General features: G+C 31.2%; 10 protein-coding genes. All 10 read left to right on the forward strand.

Annotated elements, in window-relative coordinates:
• Positions 1 to 125: 125 nt before the first annotated feature.
• Positions 126 to 464 (forward strand): S1 RNA-binding domain-containing protein, encoded by a 339-nt coding sequence (locus tag IY230_RS01745; RefSeq protein ID WP_196369622.1) that lies wholly within the window; start codon positions 126 to 128, stop codon positions 462 to 464.
• Positions 457 to 1,728: a glucose-6-phosphate isomerase gene (locus IY230_RS01750; RefSeq protein ID WP_196369623.1), complete on the forward strand. Its 1,272-nt coding sequence runs from the start codon at positions 457 to 459 to the stop codon at positions 1,726 to 1,728. The genes IY230_RS01745 and IY230_RS01750 overlap by 8 nt, the downstream gene beginning before the upstream one ends.
• Entirely contained in the window at positions 1,725 to 2,171 is a 447-nt protein-coding gene (gene tsaE, locus IY230_RS01755) for a tRNA (adenosine(37)-N6)-threonylcarbamoyltransferase complex ATPase subunit type 1 TsaE (protein ID WP_196369624.1), read from the forward strand. The genes IY230_RS01750 and tsaE overlap by 4 nt, the downstream gene beginning before the upstream one ends.
• A complete protein-coding gene (tsaB, locus tag IY230_RS01760; protein WP_196369625.1) occupies positions 2,168 to 2,761 on the forward strand; it encodes a tRNA (adenosine(37)-N6)-threonylcarbamoyltransferase complex dimerization subunit type 1 TsaB in 594 nt (197 codons plus the stop codon). The genes tsaE and tsaB overlap by 4 nt, the downstream gene beginning before the upstream one ends.
• On the forward strand, positions 2,736 to 3,167 hold the full coding sequence (gene rimI / locus IY230_RS01765) for a ribosomal protein S18-alanine N-acetyltransferase (protein ID WP_196369626.1): 432 nt from the start codon (positions 2,736 to 2,738) through the stop codon (positions 3,165 to 3,167). The genes tsaB and rimI overlap by 26 nt, the downstream gene beginning before the upstream one ends.
• The gene (gene tsaD, locus IY230_RS01770; RefSeq protein WP_196369627.1) at positions 3,167 to 4,162 is read left to right on the forward strand and encodes a tRNA (adenosine(37)-N6)-threonylcarbamoyltransferase complex transferase subunit TsaD; all 996 of its coding nucleotides are present in this window, start codon (positions 3,167 to 3,169) and stop codon (positions 4,160 to 4,162) included. The genes rimI and tsaD overlap by 1 nt, the downstream gene beginning before the upstream one ends.
• Before the next feature lie 70 nt (positions 4,163 to 4,232).
• Positions 4,233 to 5,888: a hypothetical protein gene (locus IY230_RS01775; protein WP_196369628.1), complete on the forward strand. Its 1,656-nt coding sequence runs from the start codon at positions 4,233 to 4,235 to the stop codon at positions 5,886 to 5,888.
• A gap of 267 nt (positions 5,889 to 6,155) precedes the next feature.
• A complete protein-coding gene (locus IY230_RS01780) occupies positions 6,156 to 7,784 on the forward strand; it encodes a glutamine--tRNA ligase/YqeY domain fusion protein (RefSeq protein ID WP_196369629.1) in 1,629 nt (542 codons plus the stop codon).
• 1 nt (position 7,785) lies between these two features.
• Positions 7,786 to 9,897 carry a UvrD-helicase domain-containing protein gene (locus IY230_RS01785; protein ID WP_196369630.1) on the forward strand — a complete coding sequence of 704 codons (2,112 nt, stop codon included), beginning with the start codon at positions 7,786 to 7,788 and terminating at the stop codon, positions 9,895 to 9,897.
• Between the two features lie 153 nt (positions 9,898 to 10,050).
• A partial coding sequence (locus IY230_RS01790; protein ID WP_196369631.1) for an InlB B-repeat-containing protein occupies positions 10,051 to 11,957 on the forward strand: 1,907 nt, incomplete at its 3' end.

An 11,957-nucleotide genomic window follows, 5' to 3' on the forward strand; every position in this document is an offset into this window, starting at 1 on the left:
GTTATCTTCTACCTTTTTCTTTAAAAATTAACATAATTTAAATAATCATACGCTTTCACATCACGATTACTTTATGTAAAAGTATAATAATGATATAATAAACTGAAAATATTAGGGGTTATTTTATGCAAAAAAATGAACGTATCTTATGTAAAGTTACTGGAATACAACCCTATGGTGTCTTTGTAGAATATGAGAACTATCAAGGACTTATACACATCTCTGAGATATCAGACAGGTTTGTTCAAGATATAACTAAACTATTTAATATTGGTGATGAAATATATGCAATTGTATTAGATTTTGATGAAAAAAATCAAAAGCTACAACTGTCGTATAAGCGTGCACTTTTAGTGAACTCTAAAGTGATGGAAAAAGTAGATATTAAAATTGGATTTAGATCTTTAGAAGAAAAATTAGATGAATGGGTTAAAGAAAAGAAAGAGGCGTTAAAAAATGATTAAATTAGATATAAAAGATGCTAAAAAATTTATTAAAACGAATGTTTTTAGTTTACAAGATCAAGTGAATGAATTACATGATGTCATTGTCAATAAGTCTGGGTTGGGTAATGATTTTTTAGGATGGTTAGATTTACCTTTAACGTATGATAAAGAAGAACTAGATCGTATTTATAAGTTAAAAGAACAACACAAAGGTATTGACGCGATTGTTGTTATTGGGATTGGTGGTTCTTATTTAGGCGCTAAAGCTGGATATGAATTTTTAAAAACACCATTTAAAAAACAAAAACCAGAACTCATTTTTGCAGGACATCATTTATCTGCTAATTACTTAAAACATTTACTTAAATACTTAAACAAGAAAAACTATGTCATTAACGTGATTTCAAAATCAGGTACAACAACAGAACCTGCAGTAGCATTTAGATTATTAAAGGCACATATTGAAAACAAATATGGTGTAGAAGAAGCTAGAAAAAGAATTTTTGCAACAACAGATAAGGCACGTGGTTCTTTATACCAATTAGCAATCAATGAAGGCTATGAAAGATTTGTGATTGAAGATAATGTGGGTGGACGTTTTTCTGTATTATCCGCTGTTGGTTTACTACCTTTTGTTTTTGTTGGTATTGATGTTGAAAAAATGATTAAGGGTGCACAGGATGCATATCATGATGCCCAAGATCCAAGTTTAAAGAAAAATAAAGCATATCTTTATGCAGTGACTAGATTTTTATTAAATCAATCTGGTAAAGATGTGGAGTATTTAATTAACTATGAACCACGTTTAGCATTTTTTGCTGAATGGTGGAAACAATTATTTGGCGAATCAGAAGGTAAAGGTGGAAAAGGTTTATTAGTACACTCTGCATCCTTTACTACAGACCTACACTCTTTAGGTCAACAAATTCAAGATGGTAATCGCATCATTTTTGAAACAGTTTTAAATGTTAAAAAGACAGATAAACTATCTATTCCTTTTGTAGAAGAAGATTTAGATAAATTAAATTACATTGCTGGAAAAGAAATATCTTATGTGAATGAACAAGCATTCTTAGGTACTAAGGAAGCTCATATTGATGGTGGCGTTCCAAATATTGTTATAACTATCGATAAAATGGATGCATATCACTTTGGTTACTTAGTCTATTTCTTTGAAATTGCATGTGCAATGAGTGCTTACCTTTTAGAGGTAAACCCATTTGATCAACCAGGTGTTGAAGCTTACAAGAAAAATATGTTTAGATTATTAGGAAAAAAATGAGACAATTTATAAGCAAATCTGCAAATGAAACAATTGAATTAGGTAAGAGATTAATCGAAAACTTACCCAAATCGTATCACGTAATTCTTTTAAATGGGGACTTATCTAGTGGTAAGACAACCTTTACAAAAGGTATTGGTAAAGCACTTGGTATTACAAGAGTCATTAATTCACCTACCTTTACGATTTTAAAGACGTATCAAGGTACTAAAACACTAAATCATCTAGACCTATACCGTATGGACGGTATAGGTTTAGATTTTGATCTTGAAGATTATATATTAGATGAAGATGCTATTTCAGTGATTGAATGGCCAAGTCAAGTAGAAGAATTAATCCCACAAAAGCATGTCTTAGTGGAACTTAAATGGTTAAACGATACAGACAGAGAAATTAAGATATCAACTAGTGATGGAAACTTAGATTGGATAGAAAATATATGAAATACTTACTTATAGATACATCAACCAATGCTTTAATTATTATGCTCTATGATAATCAAGTAAAGTTAGATGAACATATTAGATTTGGTAAACAAGATCATCAAGCACATATCGTACCAATGATTGAACACATGCTTCAGACACATAACTTAAAGGTGCAAGATTTATCTGGTATTATTGTAGGTGTTGGACCTGGTTCTTACACAGGTTTAAGAGTCGGTGTGATGACTGCTAAAATGCTAAGTTACGCAACTAATGTTAAACTTTATAAGGTAAGTAGTCTAGTATTTTTAAGTTCAGGATACCAACAAAAAGCACTTATTTGGCATGATGCAAGAAATGATCAAGGTTTTAGTGCTACGATTGAAAAAGGTATCATTTTAGATGAAGAAAAAGTAAGACATTTAGATGAATTATCTGATGCGGAAAAAGAAATACTTATTCTTTTAAGTCCAGATACTATTAAGCTGGATGGTCTAGTTATTATTGATAAAAAAGAAGAAGTAGAAGATGTATTTTCGCTTATCCCAAATTACTTAAGACAAACAGAAGCGGAGAAGAATCTTGATAAGAACCGCAGTCATTCATGACTTAGAAGCAATAGTTCAGTTAGAAGAAAAAGTATTTGGTGCTTCACTAGGGTATTCTTTTTTAAAAAGTGAACTATTGGAAAATGAATTCTCACGTATCTACGTTTATACCTTAAATAACAAAATCATTGGTTACTTAAGTTTTAGACAAATTGATACAAATGCGGATATCCTAAATTTCTTGGTGGATACTCCGTATCAAGGACAAGGTATAGGTAGTCAACTTTTTGAACATGGTTTATTAGAAATGAAATCTAGTGGTGTCAACTCACTTGTCTTAGAGGTTCGAGTAACCAATGAAAAAGCAATTCATTTTTATGAAAAATATGGTGCCGTAATAGTGACTGTTATACCAAATTATTATGATAAAGAAGATGGCTATATGATGCACATGGAGGTTAAATAATGATCATTTTATCTGTTGAAACATCTTGTGATGAAACAAGTGTTGCAATTACAAAAGATGGTAAAATTGTTTTATCAAATGCAGTTTTATCACAAATAAAAATACACCAACCATACGGTGGTGTAGTACCTGAAATCGCTTCACGTGCGCATATTGAGTCTATGTTATATATGTTTGATAAAGCAATAAAAGATGCAGGTATTAAAGTATCAGATATTGATTTAGTTGCAGTGACACAAGGTCCAGGATTAATTGGTTCTCTACTTGTAGGGATTAATGCAGCAACAACTTTTGCTTATGCTAATCAAATTCCTTTAATGGGTGTAAACCACTTATTAGGACATATATATGCAGCACAAATTGAAGGCGAAATGAAGTTTCCTTTATTAACACTACTTGTTAGTGGTGGACACACAGAACTTTTATTAGTTAAAGATCATTTAGATATTGAACTACTTGGTACAACTTTAGACGATGCAGTGGGTGAAGCCTATGATAAGGTCGCACGTATGTTAGGTCTAGGTTATCCAGGTGGCCCGGTCGTGGATAGATTAGCTCATCAAGGTGAAGCAATCTATAATTTACCAAAACCTTTTTTAAAGAATGAACCATTTAATTTCTCATTTTCAGGGTTAAAGAGTTCTGTACTTAATTTAGTACACAATATGAAACAAAGAAATGAATCCTTTAAAGTGGAAGATATTTGTGCATCTTTCCAAGAATCTGTTACTGAAGTATTAGTTCAAAAAACAAAAGATGCAGCTAATAATTTAGGTGTTAAACAAATAGTTGTTGCAGGCGGTGTTGCAGCAAATAAGGGTTTAAGAACTAAAATGAAAGAACGTATTACGGACTTAGAAATACTTACTCCAAGTATTAAATATTGTACAGATCAAGCTGCAATGATTGGTATAGCAGCCTATTATCAATTTAAGAAACAGGGTGCATTAAAAGATTATTATTTAAAGGGAAGTTCTGCAATCAATTTTATCTAAATATCTAAGCAATATATATAAAAATTATATAAAAAACGCATATAATAGAATCACCTAAGGGGGGATTTATATGTTCAAATGGATTAAAAGAATTATTAAATTAGCATTGTTACTGATTGTCTTAACACCAATAATTATACTTGTAGTTATGTACAAAGGATACAGTGCACCAGTAGATGATTTTAGTGCAAATGAAGGCTTATCATTTAATGATATTGCCAGCAACAAACTAGATGAGTTCATTGCTGATGAAAATGCCTTATCATTTGACTTTGTTTTAACAAGTAGTGAGGCGAATGCAGCATTAAAAGATATCTATGCAGCTGAAAATCCTGACTTTGGTAAAACAGATGAAGCCATTGATTTAAATGCTAGAAAATATGCAATTGCCTTTGGTAACAACAATGGTGGTTTTAAAGGTGTAACCTTAGCGTTTCATGAAACTGGTCTTACAATAGAAGCAGGACTTGATGCAGGTTTTTCTAATATCTATTATCAAACAACACTTTATTTAGACTTAGATATTAATATCGAACAAGTTGAAGTTGATAACGAACTGATTACACAATATAAATTAACTATCAAAGAAATTAAGTTTGGTAACATGCCAATTTTATGGATGTATGATGCAGCTGACTTTATAGTAAGTCGTTTTACAGAAGATGGACTAAATGGTTTAATCCAAAACGCAGTATCTGGTTTTGGTAACTATGATTTAAAAACAAAATCTATTTGGGTCAACACAACAGATTTAATTAACTTAATATCTGAAGAAGAAGATCCCAACAGACTCATGATAGAAGCACTACTTGGTTTTGTAGATGAAGAAGAATTATTAGTTTCAGCATTTGGTGAAGATGTTGGTGGTATTGGTATCGCGCTCGGTAAGATGCGTTCAACTGAAACACCTTATCAAACAACAAACCAAATCAGTGATGAAACAGAATTAAATAATATGTTTGAGTCTCAACTTACAACTTTATTATTATCATCTATTACAGGTGGATCTTCATTAAATTATGATATGCATGAAGAAACATTTAATCAATTAATTGAGTACTATGTAGGTGAATCCATGGATATGTCACAAACCTTTGAGTTTGATACCAATATCTATGTATTAGAAACACTACCTTTATATGCTAGATTTATTGATAATAAAGTACACTTTACAATTATTATGAAACTTTACAATCAAGCTGATCCATCTAAAGTATTCCAAACAGATTTCACATTAGTATCTATACCTTCAATATCTGATGATAAACAAGATTTAGTATTTACAATTGATGTGATTCATATTGGCGATGATACAACCGTTACAAACAATAAAGTAACAACCATACTAAATCTAGTTGGTGAAAACGAAATGATTGTTGGTAATCAAATTATTCTTAAAGATTTTATGGGTAACTTTGCAGGACAATCTACTACAGTGGATAGTGTAGCTGTTTTTGGTAAATACTTAAGATTTGTTGTAACGCCTACAGGCGCTAATGCAGCTATCCTAGCAGAACTACAAGATGCAATTGATGCAGCATTAACAACAATCCTATTAAATCCTGATTATGCTGCATTAGAAGATGTTTATACAAATGATCCAACGGATACAGAAGGTTTACTCGATGCATTAAACACACTAACACCACAAGAACAACAAGCTTTCTATAATTCACTGTATTTAACACTAGACACTTCAGTTGATGTAGATAGTTTACTACCATAATAAATAATTTAAAAATGAAGGGACATGACTTTAAAACATGTTCCTTCACTTTATTTATAAAGGCTTTAAAATATTCACATATTTCCTTGATAACATACTAATTTATACCATTTGATATGATATAATAAGTATAATCAAGTTGTAAGTATTCTATTTAGAATAGATATAAATGATGATGTATTAAATGATGATTTAAATAAACAAAATTAACAATTTAAAAGATTTAGAATGATGCATGAACTTGAAGATTATGAAGAGGTGAAATATATGGAAAATCAATCAAATTTTATAAAAACAATTATGGAAAATGATTTAGAAACCGGTAAACATAAAGAGATTATCACACGCTTTCCGCCAGAACCAAATGGTTTTTTACATATTGGTCATGCTAGAGCAATTATTACTAACTTTGAACTCGCTAAAGTGTTTAACGGAAAAACAAATCTTAGATATGATGATACGAATCCATCTAAGGAAGATTCGATATATGTAGAAGCGATCGAACGTGACGTTAGATGGTTAGGCTATGATCCTGCAGCGATTTATTTTGCGAGTGAATATTTTACAGAAATGTTTGAACGTGCTAAGGTACTAATTAAAAAAGGTTTAGCTTATGTAGATGATCAAACAGCTGAAGAAATATCTAAAACCAGAGGCGATGTAGTTACACCAGGTATTGAGTCTCCTTATAGAAATAGATCTGTTGAAGAAAACTTAAAATTATTTGAAGAAATGCAAGAAGGAAAATATCCAGAAGGTTCTAAAGTACTTCGTGCAAAAATTGATATGACAAGTTCAAACATGAATATGCGTGATCCTGTTTTATACAGAATCAATTTTGCAACACATCATAATACTAAAGATAAATGGAAGATTTATCCTATGTATGACTATGCCCATCCAATTGAAGATGCCATTGAAGGGATTACACACTCTTTATGTTCATTAGAGTTTGAAGACCATAGACCATTATATGACTGGGTTGTTAAAGAAACCGAAATGCCTTTAGTACCAAGACAAATTGAATTTGGACGTTTAGGTATTGAAAACACAGTCATGTCAAAAAGATACTTAAAACAATTAGTGGATTCTAAACTTGTAACAGGTTGGGATGATCCTAGAATGCCAACACTTTCTGGTTTACGTAAAAAAGGTTATACCAAAGAAGCAATTAGAGCATTTATTCTTGCAACGGGATTAGCTAAAGTAAATAGTGAAGTTGAACTGGACATGCTTGAATCATTTGTTAGAGATGATTTAAATATGCGTGCTAAACGTGCATTTGCAGTCATTGATCCAATTAAAGTGACAATCACAAACTATCCAGAAGACAAAATAGAATATTTTGATGTACCATTCCACAGTGAAAATGAATCACTAGGTAGCAGAAAAATAGCATTTTCTAAACATATCTATATTGATAGAGAAGACTTCTTAGAAGAAAGACCTGATAAGAAGTACAAACGTCTATCTTTAGGTAGAGAAGTTAGATTATTCCATACATACTTTATTCAAGCAAATGATGTAGTTAAAGATAGTGAAGGCAATATTACAGAAATACTTGCTACTTATGATGTAGCGACATTATCAGGTTCTGGCTTTAATGAAAGAAAACCTGATGGTACCATTCATTTTGTAGAAGCAACAACTGCAATTCCTGCAACCTTTAACTTCTATGGTCAACTACTTAAAAATGATAGTTCACTATCATTAGAAGAAAGATTTAACACAGAATCCTTAATAGTAAAACAAGGTTTTATTGAAGGTAGCTTAAAAGATGTATTGCATGAAGAAAAATTCCAATTCATTAGAAATGGATATTTCAACTGTTACTACGATAAAGATAATAAATATGTATTTAATGAAATTGTAGCGCTTAAGAAAAGTTATAAATAATATGAAGATGACTAATTGGTTAGAACAATTAAACCCACAACAAAAAAACGCGGCCACCCATGTAAGTGGCCCTCTTTTTGTCGTTGCAGGTGCCGGTACAGGTAAAACTAGAACACTAACCACTAGAATTGCATATTTGATTGAAGAACTAGGCGTAGCACCAGATAGTATCTTAGCTGTAACATTTACCAATAAAGCAGCAAGAGAAATGAAAGAACGTATCGTTGAAATGGCTGGACCTTATGCGACAAATACATGGATATATACATTCCACGCGTTTGGGGTAAAGGTTTTAAGAAGAGATATTGAACATCTAAAAATGGGTTATACCGTTAACTTTAACATCATCGATGAAGATGATGCTAAAGCGATGGTTAGAAAGATTATTAAAGATCTAAATCTAGATACGAAGTCTTATAAAGCAAACGCTATAAGACATAAAATATCTTTATTTAAGCATCAAAATATCGATTATTTTGATAATGCGAATGAAAGATTGGTATTAGAAAAATATACACATGAACTTATCACCAATAACTTACTAGATTTTGATGATCTTCAAATACTTACCTATAAGTTATTTGATGAACATCTAAATATTTTAGAATACTATCAAAACAAATTTAACTTTATTTTAGTAGATGAGTTCCAAGATACCGATCACTTACAATATAAAATGATGAAACTATTAGCAGGAAAACAAAAAAATCTATTTGTGGTAGGGGACCCTGACCAATCGATTTATGCCTTTCGTGGTGCAAACTATGATAATGCCAAATTCTTTTTAAATGATTTTAAAGATAAAGATGGTGGTAAAGCAGAAATCGTTCTAGACTTAAACTATAGATCAACTAAAGAAATATTAAAGTTTGCGAATAAACTGATCACTAGCAATAAAAACAGACCCTTTTCAAAATCACTTGAAACAGATTTGGGAAATGGTTTAAAACCATTTATCTGGTCAGCACAAAGCGATTTAAACGAAGCTCAAATGATCGCCAATGAAATTGAAACACTTATTGAAGATGGTGGCTATAAATATTCAGATATTGCTATTTTGTATAGAAATAATGCCTTAAGTAGAAGTTTTGAAGACGTCTTCATGAAATACAACATTCCTTATGTGTTATATGGTGGTATATCTTTTTATCAAAGAAAAGAAATTAAAGATATTCTAGCCTACATTAGACTTATTGTAGACCCTAACTTAGACTTTTATTTAATGCGTATTATTAATACACCAAGAAGAGCTATTGGACCAACTACATTAAACAAACTACAAAGTTATGCAAAAGAACATAACATGTCGATGTTTGATGCCATTGATTCATTTGATATATCCGGTAAAACAAAACAGTCCCTACTTGAGTTTAAAACCCTAATTTTAGAAATGAAATTTGACTTTCAAAACTTTACTGAGTTAGGCAAAGTAGTGGATTATGTAGCCCATAAAACAGGCTATAATCAAATGCTTGAAACGGATAAAGATGAATACTCAGAAGAACGTATTGAATATATTAAAGAATTAAAAAACCCATTTGTTCAAGCTGAAGCCTATTATGAGGGAACTTTCCTTGAAAAGCTCATGCAGCTTTTAGATCAAATTGCACTTTATAGTGACCTTGATAGAAATAAGGTCAGTGATGCAGTAGTACTCTCAACCTTCCACCAAGTTAAAGGCTTAGAATTTAAAGTGGTATTTATGACGGTTATGGAAGAACAAATTTTCCCTTCAAGTCAATCCTTTATGGACTTAAATGAACTAGAAGAAGAAAGACGTATCGCCTATGTAGGTGTTACAAGAGCTAAAGAAAGACTTTACTTAACCCGTAGTGAGAAAAGATTATTATATGGCGCATTAATTTATCCAAGACCATCTAGGTTCTTAAAAGAAATGATGGCTGAACAAGAAGTCTTTACTAAAAAGGGTAACTACACACCACAACAAGGAACAAGTAGTAACTACTTAAAACCTGGTGATAGTGTCACTCACCAAGTATTTGGTAAAGGTATTGTAGTGAGCGTAGATAAAGATATTGCAACAATCGCATTTAGTATGCCTCATGGTATTAAACAATTATTAGAGTCACATCCGAGTATTAAGAAAAACTGAAAATAAGCATGCGATTAGAAAAGATCGCATGCTTATTTTTATGAATTTTTATCTTTTTAAGTATGTTTGAAATTAGTTTCTTTTACAAGTTCGATTAAACATGCTATTATAACTGTTACGCATAAATTATTTACATAAGAAAGAGAGAGTTTTATGAAGAAAATTAGCATAATCTTTACGTTATTGATGACACTCGTGTTAATAGCGTGTACAGAATTAACTGCTTACAAAATTGATTTTGAAACCAATGGCGGAAACGATATTCAAGCCATTGAATTTGAATCAAGTTATGCTTTAGCAGAGATTGAAAAGGTGGTACCTGAAAAATCAGGATATACTTTTAATAGTTGGTATTTAGAAAGTGATTTAAGTGAAGGTTCTAAATTAACAACTGATATTACGAGTTCAGTGACATTATATGCAAAATGGACAATCATTGAATATACGATTACACTACACTTAGATGGAGGTGTGATTCATCCTGAACAAGTATCCAAGTTTACAATACTAGATGAAGTCAATTTATTAACGCCTACTAAAGAAGGATTTAAATTCTTAGGTTGGTCTACATCAAATACTGAATCAAGTTTTGTTGGTAAAGTAGAAGTTGGTTCTACAGAAAATAAGAGTTTTTACGCTAAGTGGGAAAGTTTAGGGGAAGTAGAAACTTTTGAAATAAGTTTTAAAAATCATGATGATACGGTTTTACAAACTGTTGAAGTTGCATCAGGTGTAGTACCTGCATATACTGGTCAAATACCAACAAAGGAAGCAACACTTACACATACATTTGAGTTTACTGGTTGGGATAAAGCGGTTGTAGCAGCTACAGCAGATACAGTTTATGTTGCACAATTTAAGGAAGTTCCAATTACTTCAGGCACAGCATTTGATCCAACATTACTTAACAGTATTTTTGGCATAGATGTTTATACATTGATTCCAGAAATCGTAACAAGCGATTATGAAGTGATTGATAATTCAAATGACTTCTTTAATGATGTCTATATCGATGTTTTTGATTGGACAGAATCTGATTTAATGGCTTATGATGCCTTATTAGATAATTTACTAACTTATGATGCCTTAGAAGATGCATATATATTAGGAGAACTATTTATTTATCTTTATGCAGATGATGAGATTGTTCCTGGTTCAATTATTTATGGTGTTGGAGTATATCAATATTTAGAAGATGAAACACCAGTTGATCCAGTGGATCCTGAAGGTGTTCCATTTGATAAAGATGAATTAAATGGCATTTTTGGATTTGATGTTTATGCATTATTACCAGCATTTACTTCAAATGATGCTCTAATTACTGATCTAAGTGATGAAACTTATTTTGATGTTTATGTAGATATTTTTACATGGTCTGAAGCAGATGCAGATAGTTATATCGCATTAATTGAAAGTACATTAACTTATGATGCAGTTGAAGATGCTCACAAAGTAGGGGATTATTTTGTCTATGTATTTATTGATGACGAAACATATCCAGGCTTGACAGTATTTGGTTTAGCTATTTATGGGGATAAAGCAGGTACTACTCCAGTAGATCCAGTTGATCCTGTAGGTGCACCATTTGATCCAACATTACTTAACAGTATTTTTGGACTTGATGTATATGCATTAATTCCTGAAATTGTAACAAGCGATTATGAAGTGATTGATAACTCAAACGACTTATTTAATGACGTCTATATCGATGTTTTTGATTGGACAGAATCTGATTTAATGGCTTATGATGCATTATTAGAAAATTTACTAACTTATGATGACTTAGAAGATGCATATATATTAGGAGAACTATTTATTTATCTTTATGCAGATGATGAGATTGTTCCTGGTTCAATTATTTATGGTGTTGGAGTATATCAATATTTAGAAGATGAAACACCAGTTGATCCGGTGGATCCTGAAGGTGTTCCATTTGATAAAGATGAATTAAATGGCATTTTTGGATTTGATATTTATGCATTATTACCAGCATTTACTTCAAATGATGCTCTAATCACTGATTTAAGTGATGAAACATATGTTGAAGTCTATGTAGATAT

The organism is Acholeplasma laidlawii, assembly GCF_015709225.1.
GTDB classification, from domain to species: Bacteria; Bacillota_I; Bacilli_A; order Acholeplasmatales; family Acholeplasmataceae; genus Acholeplasma; species Acholeplasma laidlawii_A.

Excerpts from the sequence above, each read along its gene's own strand:
- tsaD (WP_196369627.1), top strand. The coding sequence starts at position 3,167 with ATGATCATTTTATCTGTTGAAACATCTTGTGATGAAACAAGTGTTGCA.
- IY230_RS01785 (WP_196369630.1), top strand. The coding sequence starts at position 7,786 with ATGAAGATGACTAATTGGTTAGAACAATTAAACCCACAACAAAAAAAC.
- IY230_RS01750 (WP_196369623.1), top strand. The coding sequence starts at position 457 with ATGATTAAATTAGATATAAAAGATGCTAAAAAATTTATTAAAACGAAT.
- tsaB (WP_196369625.1), top strand. The coding sequence starts at position 2,168 with ATGAAATACTTACTTATAGATACATCAACCAATGCTTTAATTATTATG.
- tsaE (WP_196369624.1), top strand. The coding sequence starts at position 1,725 with ATGAGACAATTTATAAGCAAATCTGCAAATGAAACAATTGAATTAGGT.
- IY230_RS01745 (WP_196369622.1), top strand. The coding sequence starts at position 126 with ATGCAAAAAAATGAACGTATCTTATGTAAAGTTACTGGAATACAACCC.
- IY230_RS01780 (WP_196369629.1), top strand. The coding sequence starts at position 6,156 with ATGGAAAATCAATCAAATTTTATAAAAACAATTATGGAAAATGATTTA.
- IY230_RS01775 (WP_196369628.1), top strand. The coding sequence starts at position 4,233 with ATGTTCAAATGGATTAAAAGAATTATTAAATTAGCATTGTTACTGATT.